At 63.3% G+C, this 15985-nt stretch carries 10 protein-coding genes; 2 read left to right on the top strand and 8 right to left on the bottom strand.

Annotated elements, in window-relative coordinates:
* Positions 1–128: 128 nt before the first annotated feature.
* Positions 129–2057 carry an alpha-L-fucosidase gene (locus ABQU90_RS02980; RefSeq protein WP_323521890.1) on the bottom strand — a complete coding sequence of 643 codons (1929 nt, stop codon included), beginning with the start codon at positions 2055–2057 and terminating at the stop codon, positions 129–131.
* Positions 2058–2790: 733 nt separating this feature from the next.
* On the bottom strand, positions 2791–3084 hold the full coding sequence (locus tag ABQU90_RS02970) for a hypothetical protein (RefSeq protein WP_055845404.1): 294 nt from the start codon (positions 3082–3084) through the stop codon (positions 2791–2793).
* Between the two features lie 295 nt (positions 3085–3379).
* Between ABQU90_RS02970 and ABQU90_RS02965 the strand changes: the two genes are divergently transcribed.
* Positions 3380–5644, top strand: a complete 2265-nt coding sequence (locus ABQU90_RS02965; RefSeq protein ID WP_323521888.1) for a methyl-accepting chemotaxis protein — start codon at positions 3380–3382, stop codon at positions 5642–5644.
* 108 nt (positions 5645–5752) lie between these two features.
* Here ABQU90_RS02965 and ABQU90_RS02960 read toward each other — a convergent pair whose 3' ends face one another.
* From ABQU90_RS02960 to ABQU90_RS02935, 6 genes are all read right to left on the bottom strand, one after another.
* Positions 5753–6877, bottom strand: a complete 1125-nt coding sequence (locus tag ABQU90_RS02960) for an aminotransferase class I/II-fold pyridoxal phosphate-dependent enzyme (protein WP_323521887.1) — start codon at positions 6875–6877, stop codon at positions 5753–5755.
* A gap of 13 nt (positions 6878–6890) precedes the next feature.
* On the bottom strand, positions 6891–7682 hold the full coding sequence (locus tag ABQU90_RS02955) for an SDR family oxidoreductase (RefSeq protein WP_323521886.1): 792 nt from the start codon (positions 7680–7682) through the stop codon (positions 6891–6893).
* Positions 7679–8896 (bottom strand): aminotransferase class V-fold PLP-dependent enzyme, encoded by a 1218-nt coding sequence (locus ABQU90_RS02950; RefSeq protein WP_323521885.1) that lies wholly within the window; start codon positions 8894–8896, stop codon positions 7679–7681. The genes ABQU90_RS02955 and ABQU90_RS02950 overlap by 4 nt, the downstream gene beginning before the upstream one ends.
* A 66-nt stretch (positions 8897–8962) precedes the next feature.
* Positions 8963–10420 (bottom strand): FAD-dependent oxidoreductase, encoded by a 1458-nt coding sequence (locus ABQU90_RS02945; RefSeq protein ID WP_323521884.1) that lies wholly within the window; start codon positions 10418–10420, stop codon positions 8963–8965.
* A gap of 85 nt (positions 10421–10505) precedes the next feature.
* Complete coding sequence (locus ABQU90_RS02940; protein ID WP_323521882.1) at positions 10506–11678, bottom strand: tryptophan 2,3-dioxygenase family protein; 1173 nt, start codon at positions 11676–11678, stop codon at positions 10506–10508.
* The gene (locus ABQU90_RS02935; RefSeq protein WP_055845418.1) at positions 11671–12201 is read right to left on the bottom strand and encodes a VOC family protein; all 531 of its coding nucleotides are present in this window, start codon (positions 12199–12201) and stop codon (positions 11671–11673) included. Before ABQU90_RS02935 ends, ABQU90_RS02940 begins: the two co-directional genes overlap by 8 nt.
* A 947-nt stretch (positions 12202–13148) precedes the next feature.
* Between ABQU90_RS02935 and mutS the strand changes: the two genes are divergently transcribed.
* The gene (gene mutS, locus ABQU90_RS02930) at positions 13149–15770 is read left to right on the top strand and encodes a DNA mismatch repair protein MutS (protein WP_323521881.1); all 2622 of its coding nucleotides are present in this window, start codon (positions 13149–13151) and stop codon (positions 15768–15770) included.
* Positions 15771–15985: the final 215 nt, after the last annotated feature.

Here is a 15985-nt window from a genome sequence, read left to right as displayed (position 1 = left end):
CCACGCACCATCGCGCGTCGTCCGGGAGGCACAGCTTCACCGCCGCTCGCGCATTCTCACGCCTGCGAAACTGCCTCGCTCCAGCGATGCACTCCCTCGCAGCGCTTGGCCGCGAGGGAGGCAAGCGCTCAACGCAAGCGCGAAAACGCACCGATACCCGCGATCGCCAGCCGCTCGGCGGGCACCGCCGTTTCCGCAAACGACAGCCGCAGATAGCGGATCTGGCGAACCTCGGGGAAATTCAGGCGCTGGGTCGAGAGCGCGTAGGCGATATTGGATAGCTCGCCGGCGCCGGCCGGCTGCCAGCGTTGACCATCTTCGCTGGTTTCGGCGCGATAGCCCTTCGGTGGCGCCGCACCGTTCATCACCGTGCGCGAGGGCGTGAGGCTGAAACCGGCCACCTGATGCAGCGCACCGAGGTCCATGGTCACCTGCGCGGGATGGCCCGGCGTGGGAGCGGGCGTGATCCAGATCGTGCTGGCATTGTCGTCCAGCAACGTGTCCGCCCCTGGCGCGCTCGCCTCGACGATGCGCCAACCGGCGGTGGACAGCACGTCCGGCGCGTTTGCCGTGGGGCGTGCCACCGGCACCGGCGCCACGGCACGGAACAGCGCGAATTCGCTGATCGCCGGGCACACCGGCGCCTCAAGCACGACCAGGCGCACCCGGCGCGCGGCAACCGGGCGCTCCAGCCGCACGATGCGCTGTGCACCGATACATTGCGCTTCGGCCAGCCGCCGCCATTGCCCATCGACCTCGGCTTCGACCGCAAAGCGGGTGACGCGCACGCCCAGCGGCAGGTACTCGCGCAACCTGATCAGGTCAAAGCTGTGTACCGCAGACAGGTCCAGCGTCAGCGTCGGCGTGGTGACGTCATCCGGTGTGGACCAGTAGCTGTCCGGCTGCCGATCAAGCACGCGCGCCGGCTCGAACCCGGGACCACGCAACGCGCTAGCGCTTGCCTTGGCGCCCTTGGCCAGATCGATGGCGAAGCTGGCGCGGATTGCGTCGCCGAAACTCTGCAGCACCGCCACATCGTGGTCGGCGATGCGGCCGCGTCGGTCGGGCGGGAGATTGAGGTTCATGTTGGTGCCGCGCGCCACCGAGGTGTCGAAATAGCGCACCAGATTCTCCGGGCTGCGCACCTTGCCGTCTTCATCGGCATGGTAGAACCAGCCCGGGCGGATCGAAGTGTTGGTTTCGGCCGGCCACCACAGCGCCCCTCCGCGCACCCCGGAATTGCCGTTTTCCTGTGTGTAGGGCGCGTTGGGCATGGTGGGCCAGGACGGATCGCCGGCGACACCGTCCTCGTTGCCGCCCCACCGGATATCGGCGCCGAGCGGGTCGAAGGTGCAGGCCATCGGCTGATGCCGATGCACCAGCTCGATCATGCGTGGCCAGTTGTAGTAAGCGGGCGCATCGATCTTGCGCGCTTCGCGCGCTCCACCGTAATAGCCGTCGCCACCATTGGCGCCATCGAACCAGAACTCGAACAGGTCGCCATAGCCCGTGCAGAGTTCGACGATCTGCTTGCGGAAATAGTCGAGATAGCCAGGCCGCCCATACTCGGCGTGGTTGCGATCCCAGGGCGAGAGATAGAGGCCGAACGCCAGGCCAGCGCGTCGACACGCCGCGGCCATCTCACCAACGATGTCGCCTTTGCCGTTCTTGTACGGCGAGTTCCGGATGCAATGCTCGGTCAAACGCGTCGGCCAGAGACAGAACCCATCGTGGTGCTTGGCGGTAAAAATGAGCCCTTTCAGATTGCCAGCCTTGGCAGCAGCGACGATCTGATCGGCTGAAAAATCGCTGGGATCGAATTTGCGCGGATCCTCGTCGCCGTAGCCCCATTCCTTGTCGGTAAAAGTATTCATCGCAAAATGCACGAAGGCGTATTGCTCCCACCGATGCCACCGTAGCTGTCGCTTGCTGGGCAGCGCACCCCACGGTGCCGGCCCGTTTGCGCGCGGCGTCTGTGTGATCCGCGCCGCCGGGGAACTGAAGCTGGCGGCAGCGGCCACCACACCCGTGGCAAGAAAAGTACGACGATCGATCATTGGCACCTCCGACTTTGCACAAGTTTCGATCTTAGCTTTTCCAAAGGCGAAAGAGTCCTACCCCCGAAGCAACAGGCGGTGATGCAAGGCACCGCGCACAGGCCGCTGCGCGGCTGGCCTTGAATCGCGTGCGACGCACGCTGCGCGAAGGTGTGGTTTGACGGCCGATTGTCTTTCTACGCTGCGCTGTTGGCGCTTGCATGGCGACTCATCTTCCGCACGCGAAGCGAGCTGCGTGAACAGAGACAACAATGGCTAACTGATGACACCCAACAAAGACCGTACGACAACCCGGGCGAGCCAACATCTGCCATTTTTTGTCATCACGATTGACCACAGGCGCCCTATTTTGGCTGCACTGAAGTGCGCGGACCACAGAGACGTTGCGTCACAGCAGTTGCTTGGGCTGCTTGTGCATCCCCCTTCGATGCCAGGACGCCCTGGTCGTCAGCCGTACGCACTAACGAAGATGCTGCGGATTGATCTGCTGCAGCATTTGGACGCCAGCGATCCGGCAATGGATAAAACGCTGCACGAGTCCCCATCTCGCGACATTTGCCAAGCTCAAGCCCACGACGCGCGTCATCTCGGCCGTGGCATTTGAACTTCAAGCATCCCGCAGGTTGTGCGGAGCTTTCTGCATCGGGGCAATTAAGCAGGCGTCACGGACATACACCGCTCTCCGTCTGTTGCTTTGCGTTTTCTACGGAGGCGAGAACGCTCGACCGCGGATCTATTGCCTATCCACATCGCGCGGAAAATAGCGACGAAACTTTTCTTCCCAGGCCTGGAATTGTTCCAGCGTGTACTCATCCATTGGCCGTTCCACCGAGGCGACTGCCTTGTTCTGTGCAACGATCGCGATCCGCTGAGACGACAGTTCGTCCCAGGCCTTCCGCAAGGCCGCCGGATCGGGATGCGACACCAGCATGGCTTCCAGCAGCGTGGCCTGCGCAACACGCGCGGCCAGCAGGTCGCTGAGCGCATCGGTCACTGCGCGCATCCATTCCTCGTTACGAGTGTCCATTCCAAGCGTACCGCGAGCATTGAGAGTGCCGCAGCGTAGCGCCTGTACGTCAACGGCAATGTGCAGTGCGCCTGATCGGTCACCGGCCGCGCAATGGCCTGGCGATGAACACCAGAAACCCAGCGCATTGTCAGTCGGTTTTTCCCTGACAGCGGGGGAAATACCGGCTAAACGCGAGCTCGGCCGCAGGATTTCAGTTCTGTGGTGGTTGGTCGCTATCCCGTTGCCGAGCCATCACGCGGACTTCACGCGCACGCGGGTCGGTGCCTTCTTTATGGACACCAGGACCACCTACATGACTGCTTACTTGCAACGCTATAACGTCGGCCGCCGCCTAGGCGCTGCATTTGGAATCCTGATCTTGCTGTCGAGCCTGCTCGTGGCGATCGGCCTGGTCACCATGGCCAACGCCAAGCAGCAATTGGACTTTATCGTTCTGGATCGCATGGCCAAGATCCAGATCGGCAACGGCATGCTGGACGCGAACTCCACGATCATGATCGCGCTGGGCACCTACTCTATGGCAACCAGCCCCGAGCTCGACGCCGAAGCGCTGGCGACCATCAAGGAGCAACGCCAGCGCTACAGCGACCTGCGCGCCAAGCTCGACACGCTGCCCAGCTCGGAGGAAGGCCGCAAGATTCGTACAGTGCTGGACGAGCGGCGCACGATCTCGGCCAAGATCAACGACGAGGTCATGAAACTGGCGGCCGCAGACGACAATGCACCGGCGCAGGCGCTGCTGAGTGCGAAGGCACGCCCGGCCACCATGGCGTGGCAGGACAAGATCCGCGAGCTGGTCACCCGCCAGGAAGATCAGAGCCATCAGGCCTATACCGAAGCGGTTGCGTCGATGAAACGCGGCAAGCTGCTGATCAGTCTGGGCGGTATCGCTGTTGTGGCGATCAGCAGCCTGCTGGCCTGGCTCATCACCCGCAGCCTGACCCAGCCGCTCGCGCGTGCGACCAAGGCAGCCGAGGCCATCGCCAACGGTCAGTTGGATAACAACGTCCAGACCGATGCAAAAGACGAAACCGGCCGCCTGCTGCGCGCCATGAGCGGCATGCAGACACAGCTGCAAGCCTTGCTCAGCGCACAGGGCGACATGGCCAAGCGCCACAACGATGGGCAGATCAGCTTCCGCATCGATGCCAACGCATTCCCCGGCGACTACGGCCGCATGGCGCAGGACACCAACACCCTGGTCGCCTCGCATCTGGCCGTGCAGACCACGCTCGCGCGCATCATGGGCCGCTATGCCATTGGCGACCTGAGCGAGAGCATGGACGCGCTGCCCGGCGAAAAAGCCGTGCTCACCCAGACCATGAACGAGGTCAAGGCCAACCTGTCGGCGATGAATACCGAGATCAAGCAGCTGGCGCAGTCGGCGGCCAACGGCGATTTCAGCGCGCGCGGCGATGCCGACCGCTTCCAGTACGACTTCCACATCATGGTCGACAGCCTCAACCAGCTGATGGCTACCGCCGATGGCAATCTGCAATCGCTGTCGTCGCTGCTGCAATCCATCGCCGCAGGCGACCTGACCGCACGCATGAGCGGCGACTTCAAGGGGGTGTTCGCACAGATGCGCGACGACGCCAACGCTACCGCCACACAGCTGGCCGAAATTGTCGGGCGCATCCAGCACTCGGCGGTGTCGATCAATTCGGCCGCCAGCGAGATTGCCGCCGGCAATCAGGATCTGTCGCAACGTACCGAGCAGCAGGCCGCCAACCTGGAAGAAACCGCCGCATCGATGGAAGAACTCACCTCCACCGTGCGCCAGAACGCCGAACATGCGCGCCAGGCCAATCAGCTGGCGATCGGCGCCGCCAGCGTCGCTTCGCAGGGCGGCGACATCGTCAGCAAGGTCGTGGGCACCATGACCGGCATCGAAGCCTCGTCCAAGAAGATCGCCGACATCATCAGCGTCATCGACGGCATCTCCTTCCAGACCAACATCCTGGCACTGAACGCAGCGGTCGAAGCCGCACGCGCCGGCGAACAAGGCCGCGGTTTTGCGGTGGTCGCCAGCGAAGTGCGCACCCTCGCCCAGCGCTCCACCGCTGCGGCCAAGGAGATCAAGAGCCTGATCGACGATTCGGTCGAGCGTGTGGCCGAAGGGTCGGCACTGGTGCACAGCGCCGGCACCACGATGGCCGAGATCGTGGCCAGCGTGCAGCGTGTCACCGACATCATGGGCGAGATTTCCGCCGCCTCGCAGGAGCAGTCGGCCGGTATCGAACAGGTCAACCTCACTGTCACCCAGATGGACGAAACCACGCAGCAGAATGCCGCGCTGGTGGAAGAAGCCACCGCCGCCGCTCGCTCGATGGAAGAGCAGGCCGTGCAGCTCAGGCAGGCGGTGTCGATCTTCAAGATCGAAGCCGAACGCCCGTCGGTTGTGCGCGCAGCTGCACCGACCGTGCTGCATTCCAAGAAGCCGGCCGGCGTTGCCGCAGCGAAGCCGCGCGTTGCCGCGACATCGATCAAGCGTCCGGCCAGACCGGCGGTGGTCGCCAGCGCGTCGAGCAATGGTGCGGATTGGCAAGAGTTCTAAGCAGGCGTTCTTAGCAAGAGATGGCGCAATACGAAGGCCGGCTGCGTGAGCAGCCGGCCTTCTGCATTGCACCCGATTGCCCTCCAGTCAATGACGACGAGACAGCGATCAGCTCCACTCGGCCAGCAACTGCGCCATCCGCGCCAGACCCAGCTCCAGTTCCGCAGGCGACACCCCGCCCGCGCCCAACCGCAGGTGCTGCGGGCATGCATACGCACCACCGGACATCACAAACGTCTTGAACGGCGGCGCAAGCAACCGGCGACTGAAGGCATCGGCGTCGATCGGCAAGTTGAGATGCGCAAGACCGAGCAAGCCTGCCTGAGGCCGCTGCCATGTCAGTGCCGGCTGCTCGGCGACAAAGCGATCCAGTAGATCGATCCGCGCGCGCCCCATCGCACGCGAGTGCTCGACCGTCGCATCGAAATGTTCCGGTCGCAGCGCAACCTCGGCAATGCGCTCCCCCAGCACGTTCATGATCTCGCTGGTGTTTTCGCGCAGCACCATCGCCGCATTGAGCAAGGCTTGGTCGCGCGTCACCATCCAGCCGGTCCGCAAGCCCTGCAGGCCGAGCAGCTTCGACACGCTGCCGGTGCTCACTCCGCGGTCGTAAAGGGTTGCGATGCGTGGCGTCTCTTGCCTATCCCACTCCAGGCCGCGATAGACCTCGTCGGAAAGGATGTAGGCACCCACGCGTTCTGCCGCAGCCACAATGCGCTGCAACGTCGCCAGGCTCTCCACGCGTCCAGTCGGATTATTGGGATTGCACAGGAAGATGAGCTTGGTCTTGGGCGTGACCAACGCTTCGAGCTGGTCGATATCCAGTGCCCAGCCGGATGCCTCCGAACGTGTCACCAACTTGGGCACCGCACCGATCTGCTGTGCCAGCACCAGCGGTTGCTGCCACCCCGGCGCATCGATGACGAACTCATCGCCGGCAGCGAGCAACTGCGTCAGCACCAAGTAGTTCGCCTCCTGCGCGCCGGCGGTGATCAGCACATCCTGCAACCCGCATGTGCTGGCATACCCATACTGCGCCAGCACCCGCTCGCGCAGCAGTGGCAAGCCTTGATAGTCCTCGCCGGTCCAATCCAGCGACTGCGCAGGATCCAGCTGCGACAGATAGCGCTGCAATGGCGGCGAAGGCGACAACGAATAGGTGACGCAGGCATCGGGCTTGGCACGATGCGCAGTGAGCCATTGCTCCCAAAAACTGTTCGACGGCACAGGCATGCGTAAGACTCCCTTATCCCATGACGGCCGGGCACACGCCCAGCCCAAGCGAAGCATCGATCACCGCGCCGCGTAGAATGCGTGCCTCATCGCGGCACAGGTAAAAGCACAGGTCGGCAATCTCCCGCGGCGCGATCAACCGCCCGCCGGGCAGCGATGCTTCAAGCGCCTGGCGTTGTTCGGCCGACAAGGCATTCAAGGTACTGGCCTGAAACATCGGTGTATCGGTGGCGCCAGGACAGACAGTGAAGACATCGATGCCTGTGCAGGCGTAGGTGGCCGCAAGTTGCCGCCCCAGAAACGCCACTGCCGCCTTGCTCATGCCATCGGCAGCGCGAAAGCGCGGAAAGTGCGTGATTCCGCCGTCCACCGAACTCATGAACACGATCTTGCCGTGTCCGCGCGCCAGCATGCTCGGAATCACATCCTCGCTGAGCCACAGCGGCCCCAGCGTATTGACCCGGAAAAATACCTCGTCCTGTTCCTTGTAGCTGGCCGCCGCACGTTCAACGGTCTTGGTGCCGACGCCAGCGTTATGGATCACGATGTCCAGCGGCAGAGACAGTGCCTGCATCAGTTGCGCGTGGCTCTGCTGGTCGCCCACATCCAGCTCCAATGCGTGCACGTACTCATCGCCGACCTCATCGAGCAGCACCTGCGCCCGTTGCCGGCTCTCCTCCCCCGGGCGGTAGGTAAAGCTCACCCTGTAACCGGCCTGCGCAAAAACGTGCACCAGCTCGACGCCGATGCCTCCTGCACCGCCGGTAATCAGCACATGTTGACGATCGATCCCGATTGCATTCATCGCGCAACTCCCGCAGTGACGGCCTGCATCAGCGCATCTCGTTCGTCCAGCGCAGCAAAGGCGCCCTGCAACGCATCGCCCAGTCGAACCACATCCTCCATCGCGGCGTAGACCTGCATGGAAACACGCAGCACGTAGCTCGCGTTGTCTGGCCAGGCGGTCACTGCCACGTCGATGGCATGGGTGTCGTACAGCCAGTCCTGTAGCGCAGCCGCATCGGGATACGCCGCGCAGAGGCGAGGTGGCAGCGCGAACGCCACCATGCTCCCCAGGTGTTCGTCGGAGGCCAGGCGTTTCAGCGGCAATCGCGCAGTCAAGTAGTGCGCACAGCGCAGCGCCAACGCATGGTGATGTGCGAACACTGCAGGCAGGCCCCCAGGCAGCACGTTCTGCAGGAAAACGATCGCTTCGGGAATGCACAGCAGCGGCGTCGGGTCGGAGGTACCCAGCCAATCGAATTCCAGATGCAGCCGCGGGCGAGCGCTGCTGCTGTCGCCATAACCGCGACTGATCACCGGCGGATGCACGCCCGTCTGACGATCGCGACGCACATGCAAAAATCCCGCACCACGCGGGCTGCACAGCCATTTATGGCAATCGCCCGCGTAATACGCCGCTCCGATCGCCTGCACATCCAACGGCAACATGCCTGGTGCATGCGCACCATCGACCACTGTATCGATGCCACGTTCGGCCAGCGCCGCGACCAGGGCTTCGATGGGAAATACGATCCCGGTGGGGCTGGTGACATGATCCAACACGGCAAGCCGCGTGCGCGGAGTGACTCGTTCCAGCACGGCCTGCACGACACGCTGCGGGTCCGACACCGGAACGCCGACCTGCGCAACCACCACGGTGGCCCCGGTGTTGCCGGAGACAAAGTCGAGCAGATTGCGTGCAGACAAATACGCATGGTTGGTGGTCAGAATCTCGTCGTCGGGCCCAAAAGAACGCGAGCGCAGCACCGCGCTCAATGCGGTGGTCACATTGGGCAGCAACACCAGGTCGACTGGATCGGCGCCGATGACCCCAGCCAGCGCCTCGCGCGAGGCATCTAATAAGCGCGGTAAATCGCGCAGGATGAACACAGATGGCAGCCGCTCGATCTGCGCACGAAACGCCGTCTGGCGTTCCAATACAGCGTTGGGGCATGCCCCCAGCATGCCGTGATTGAGACAGGCGACGCCTGGATCGAGCAAAAAACGTTGCTTCATCCGCACAGCCGGTGCGTCGGATTCCCACGGTGATTGCATCAGACACGTCCTCTCGGCAACGGCAGATCAGGAAACAAGGGTGGGCTCGGCCGCGACGCGGTGCTGAGCGATCAGCTGCAGCAGTGCCTCTCGCGAAGGTGCGGCCGGCGATGGCACGGCAGGTGTCGCGGCAAGACTGCGCACCCGCGTTACGACGTCGTGTCGATTGAAAATTGCAGACGGGTCTTCGAGCATTCCCGTGCGCCGTGCCAATGCGTGCCAGACCACTGCATCATGGCGCGCAGCGGCAGCGATGTGCGGCAAACCGATCGCATCCGGGTGCTGAAATGCAAGCGGTTCGCCGGCCCACAGCGCGCTGCGTGTGCGGTCTTGCGCCACGCTATCGACGTACCAGGGCCGCACAAGACGCTGTGCAAGCGCGTCGGCATGGATGGCAAACCGCAGCGGGTCATCCAGTCCTTCGCGATGCGCAAGATCGGCGACGGCATATGCATAGCGCATCGCCAAGGACATACCGCGCGTATAGGTCGGATTGGTAGTGCACAACGCATCGCCGACCGCGATGGTCCCAGCCACTGTCGGCGTGCCACTCGCCACCGCAGACCGATAGCGGTTTTCGCACACTGGCCAGCGCAGCACATCCGACACCGGCTCGCAGACGCCAGCGTCAAGCCAGGGCGCGATGCCGGAGTGTGCGCCTGCGGCTGCAGTGAACACCGCTGGCTCAACCATGGCATGCCATGCGCTATCGCCATGCGGTGCCATCAGCGTGATGGAGACATAACCGTTATCGGCGGGACACACGATGCAGCCACTGGACGCGGCATAGCCACCCACCGAAAAACCCGCAGTGAGTTGCACGTTAGGCAGCTGCCGGCAGCGATACCACCGCGTGAAATATGCGAGCCCGCAGTTGTCCACCAAGGTATCGGGCGTCTGCACACCGGCCTGTCGCAACCATTTGCCGAACGCAGAGCCGCGACCCAGCGCATCGATGGTCAGCGCCGCGCGTAGCTCACCGCGCGAGCTGCACACCCCTTCCACCAGTGGACTGTCGTCGGTGCGAACCAGCAGGCCATGGACGCTGGTTGCGTCATGCACCGTGATGTTCGGCTCTGCCAGCACCACCGCACGAACGACGTCCTCGATCAACGAGCGGCGCGTCGACAGACCGAACAACTCCGGATCGTCGTTGCGAGGCACAGCGACACCTGGCGCAAGCGTTGCGCCGAACGGCATCTCGACCGCACCGGCATCCAGCAACGCCTGCCAGATATCCGGCGCGCGTTCGCGCATCACCTGTCGCCCCAGCGCGGCCAGCGCATGCGTATGACGCGCGTGCGGCACGCCTTTGCGCCACCAGCGCTGCGTGGGCAGATGGGCATCGCCCGCCAGCGATGACCCACCGACGACCCCGTCGCGTTCAAGCACGGTCACCTGGTAGCCGTGTCTGGCAAACGCCAGTGCGTTCATCAAGCCGGCGATGCTGCCGCCGACCACCAGCACCTGCGACGTATCGGTCATGGCGCACACCCTGCGTCCGCATCGATCAGGCATGGCGCCAGGTCGTACGCAAACGGCAAACGGGTGGCGACGACAAACCCCGGCCTCATCGGCCGCCCTCCATCGCGAATCCATACCCGTCCGGGTTGTCGAGCACAGGCACGCTGGAGGTGCGCAACAACAACGAGCGCGCCGTCCACAGTTCCGCAAAAATTCGGTAGCGCAGCGCGGTCTGATCCAGGTAGTCCACGCCCGCGGAACCGCCCGTGCCAACGCGACGGCCAATGAAGCGCTCCACCATGCGCGCATGCCGCTGCCGCCAGATCAACATCGCCTGTTCCAGCTCGACCACGTTTTCCAGCAGTTCGCGCGGCCACGCAAGCTGCGGCAATTCACGATGACTTTCGACAAACACCAAGGCCGCACGTACCGCACGGTGTGCGTCGTGGGCGGGCGCGTCGAGCTGCGCGTGCTCGTCTGCCAGCAGGAACGCCTGGGCGCTCTCGTCTTCCGCCGCATGCCGCGCACGCAGCCGCTGCAGCTCTTCTACACTGCTGCCACGCTCGGCGGCCAGACGCCAGCGACGCTCGCTGTCGGCGCGCATCGCCTGGATGTAGCGACGTGCGAAGCGCTCCTTCGCTGTCGGCGTCGTGGCGCCATCGATCGGTAGCCGAGCCAGCCATGCATACAGACACTGCTTGAGGGATGGCCCGGCCTTGGCGCGTGCTTCGACACGTTGCGCAGCAGTCGAGGGACTGCCATCCGGCAGTTTGAGCGCATCGCGATAGGAGCCCGCGCCGATGGAAATACGTTGTGCATCTTCAAGACCCAACAGGATCTCGATCTCGCGCAGTTGCGCCGATTGAAACCCGCTGGCTGGCGTCAACCGCTCGCGAAACTCCAGAAAGTCGCGCGCCGTCATCGTCTCCATCAGTCGAAAATGCTGATTCGCTTGCTCGAATACCGTGATTGCACGACGGAGCGAACGCACCCCGGCAACCACCTGATGCCCGGCCACGTCCGGTGCATTGAGCAGGTCACGGGTCAAGGTCAACTCGCGCAGCACCAGCTTGAACCACAGCTCGTGGACTTGGTGCACGCTGATGAACAAGGCCTCGTCGTTGCTGACCGCCGACTCATCGTCGTCAAGTCCTCCCTGCAGGGCCAGCAGCTGCTCGACCTTGATGTAGTCCCAGTAGTTTGCCGTGACCGCCCGCGCGCCTTTTTGGTGCTGCGATGCCAGGTCGGGCTCTGCACTCAACCGGCCAGCATCATCCAAGCAAATGCTCCCTTTTCAGTTGCGTCCACGCGGCGAGATTGGCGTAAGCCATCTTCTCCAGATCGTCCCAGATGGCCGTTTGCGCCACCTCCGGTTTGACGATCAGCTCCAGGCGATGCCCATTCGGGTCGCGGAAGTACCACGACGTGGCCAATTCGGCATGCCGTCCATCTCCGGCCACGTCATGGATCACCGGCCCCTCCACCTCGACGCCGCTGTCGCGCAAGCGGGCGCAGAGTGCGTCGGCCCGCTCGCTGTCGCGTACTTCAAGGGCAAGATGCTGCGCCCAGTCCTCCTCGACCGGCACCAGCGGCAGCGCACTGCCAAGCACCTCGAAGAAACAGATATAGCTGCCGTCTTCCATTTCAAAGAAGACATTATTGTTGGTGGCCTTCAGACCACTGGAAGGAACGTGGTCAATCAATGCCGCCGCAAACTTCAAACCCAGGGTATCGGCATAGAAACCCACTGTTTCTGCCGCATCCCGGCAGCGATAACCCACATGATGAAGTTTACTCAACATACCGCACTCCCATATTCCGCCCATAGAAATTCGACTTTCAATTAAATGAAAGGTCTTCAACACATATTTTCTAGCCAGCAACAACACACAGCCACGCTTGCGCACAGCTTGATATAGCGACTGCAGCTATCGGACGCAGTTACCCCTTACAGCCCATCCACCGGCGATGCTGGCGAAGAGCCGACTGGCTGCAAGCGTTCTCATCCACAACGAGATGGAACTTAACACTTATAGCGGGAGATTTTTAGTAATACCTCAACGATTTTTCGAAGGCATTTGCAATCGATCGCGAGTTTTTCCGAGGGCGCCGTAGATCGCTACCGATGGGAAAATTCAATTTTTCACGAGAGTTGCAGGTGAGCACGCAGATCCGTCGAGACATGCATCACAAAGTGGTCCTCTGCAGATCTTCCGAAGATCATCGGAGGTACCTGCAGAAACTTCGAGATTTACATCAATTTCTCGAGACAGATCTCATTCCAGCATAATCACCACATGGTTACTTAAACGGAACCATTATCTACCCCGGATTTCGCGGCAGCCATAAAGAGGCGTGGACTGTCACTGAGATGACACCTTGGAAGCGGATGCATGGCTACTTCACCAGACGACCTCCGCACAAGAATCGACTACGCGTGGCCCCGACACCCCGCACGATCATCGCAAGCGGCGCTGGCCCGATTTGCAGCGGATGTCCCACACGGAGCCCGGGCACCCAACCCGCCGCTCTGACCCCATCGGCAGCGCTCCGCTTGTGCGTCTGCCCAGGCGTGCAGCGCTGCACCCTGGATCGCGGTTCCGGCCCGCTCGGCTTAAACTTGTCGCCCCCCCCCGGTCGACCCGACCACCGCAGCCGCCGCACGCGGCGCACCGCAGGCCATTGCCGCACGCCCTGCACGCCATCGCCTGCCCGCCCCTCACCGCGCCCAGATTTCGGAAGACGTTTCTTGCAAAGCACTGACACCAAAGACAAATCCAAGCCCAGCAGCGGAGCCCCCGAGCACACCCCGCTGATGAAGCAATTCTTCGCCGCCAAGTCGGACTACCCCGATCTGCTGCTGTTCTTCCGTATGGGCGACTTCTACGAGCTGTTCTACGACGATGCGCGCAAGGCGGCGCGGCTGCTCGATATCACCCTGACCCAGCGCGGCAGCTCCGGTGGTGCGCCGATTCCGATGGCCGGCGTGCCGGTGCATGCCTACGAAGGCTATCTGGCGCGGCTGGTGGCCTTGGGCGAGTCGGTGGCGATCTGCGAGCAGATCGGCGACCCGGCGCTGGCCAAGGGTCTGGTCGAGCGCAAGGTGGTGCGCATCGTCACGCCGGGCACGGTCACCGACGAGGCGCTGCTGGACGAGCGACGCGACACCTTGTTGATGGCGATCTCGCGCAGCAAGCAAGGCTATGGCCTGGCCTGGGCCGATCTGGCCGGCGGGCGTTTTTTGGTCAATGAAGTAGACAGCGTCGATGCGCTGGAAGCGGAGATCGCGCGCCTGGAGCCGGCCGAACTGCTGGTGCCCGACGAAGACAACTGGCCGGAATTTTTGCGCGGGCGCATCGGCGTACGTCGCCGGCCGCCATGGTTGTTCGATGCCGATAGCGGGCGTCGTCAATTGCTGGCGTTTTTCAAACTGCACGACCTGTCCGGCTTCGGCATCGACGACAAGCCGTGCGCCACCGCTGCCGCCGGCGCGCTGCTCGGCTATGTGGAAGAAACCCAGAAGCAGCGCCTGCCGCATCTGACTTCCATCGCCATGGAAGTGGCCAGCGAAGCGATCTCGATGAACGCTGCCACGCGCCGGCATCTGGAGCTGGACACGCGCGTCGATGGCGATACCCGCAATACCTTGCTCGGTGTACTCGATAGCACGGTCACGCCGATGGGCGGGCGGTTGCTGCGACGTTGGCTGCATCGCCCATTGCGCTTGCGCGATGTGCTGATGCAACGTCACCACGCGGTCGGCAGCCTGATCGATTCCGGCGCCGATGCCGACGTGCGCGAGGCCTTCCGCGCGCTTGGCGATCTGGAACGCATTCTCACGCGCGTGGCATTGCGCTCGGCACGCCCGCGCGATTTTTCCACCCTGCGCGACGGCCTGGCGTTGTTGCCGAAGGTACGCACCATCCTGGCGCCGCTGGATTCGCCGCGCCTGCAGACCTTGTTCGCCGAACTGGGTGAGCACGACGCCACCGCGCATTTGCTGATCGGCGCGGTAGCCGAACAACCGCCGCTCAAGCTCAGCGATGGCGGCGTCATCGCCACCGGCTACGACGCCGATCTGGATGAGCTGCGACGGCTGTCCACCAATGCCGATCAATTTCTGATCGACCTGGAACAACGCGAACGCGCCAGCAGCGGCATCGCCACGCTCAAGGTCGGCTACAACCGCGTGCACGGGTATTACATCGAGATCAGCAAGGGCCAGGCCGACAAGGCGCCGCTGCATTACAGCCGCCGTCAGACCCTGACCAATGCCGAGCGCTACATCACCGAAGAACTCAAGAGCTTCGAAGACAAGGTGCTGTCGGCACGCGAGCGCTCGCTGTCGCGCGAAAAGCTGCTGTATGAAGGGTTGCTCGATGCACTGGGTAGCGAGCTGGAAGGCCTCAAGCGCTGCGCCAACGCACTTAGCGAGCTGGATGTGCTGGCCGCCTTCGCCGAGCGCGCGCAGGCGCTGGACTGGGCGCAGCCCGAACTGGAAAGCGCGCCGTGCCTGCGCATCGAACGCGGCCGCCACCCGGTGGTGGAAGCAGTGCGCGACCAACCGTTCGAACCCAACAATCTGGACCTGCACACCGACCGCCGCATGCTGGTCATCACCGGCCCGAACATGGGCGGTAAATCGACCTATATGCGACAGAACGCGTTGATCGTGTTGCTGGCGCATATCGGCAGCTTCGTGCCGGCCAGCCGCGCGGTGATCGGGCCGATCGATCGCATCCTCACCCGTATCGGCGCTGGCGACGACCTGGCGCGCGGGCAATCCACCTTCATGGTGGAAATGGCCGAAACCAGCTATATCCTGCATCACGCCACGCCGCACTCGCTGGTGTTGATGGACGAGATCGGCCGGGGCACGTCCACCTACGACGGTCTTGCCTTGGCCGATGCGGTGGCGCGCCATCTGGCGCACACCAATCGCTGCTACACGCTGTTTGCCACGCATTACTTCGAGCTCACTGCGCTGGCCGACGAATCGCATGCCGGCGGCACCAGCGGCATTGCGAACGTGCATCTGGATGCGGTGGAACACGGCGAGCGTCTGGTGTTCATGCATGCGGTCAAGGACGGCCCGGCCAATCGCAGCTTCGGTCTGCAGGTGGCCGCACTGGCCGGCCTGCCCAAGGCGGCGGTGACGCAGGCGCGGCGTCGCCTGGCGGAGTTGGAGCAACGCGGCGGCGAAAGTCATAGCGCACACATGGCGCCCGCTGCCCTGGATGCCCCGCAACAGTTCGGGCTGTTCACCGCACCCTCCTCCGCGGCGCAGGAAGCACTGCAGGCACTGGACCCGGACGAACTCACGCCCAAGCAGGCGCTGGAAGCGCTGTATCGGTTGAAGGCGTTGCTGTGAGGGCGGGGATTGGGGAGTCGGGATTAGGGATTGGTTAGTCTGAGAGCGCGATTGGGGAGTCGGGATTAAGGATTGGTTAGAGCGCAGTTGGGTGGTTTCATTCTTCGACGCACAGTGTGCAAACACCCCATTGCTGTCGTGACCAGATGCGTTCGCTTCGCCGCTTGGCGGTGAGCGCTACGCAGCCGCCCTGGATCACGCTTCGCGTGCGCCGG

It is taken from the genome of Xanthomonas sp. WHRI 10207 (assembly GCF_040202975.1).
In the GTDB taxonomy this organism is placed as follows: domain Bacteria; phylum Pseudomonadota; class Gammaproteobacteria; order Xanthomonadales; family Xanthomonadaceae; genus Xanthomonas.
Note: the sequence above shows the minus strand (reverse complement) of the source record. Positions and strands in the feature narration are given on the sequence as shown.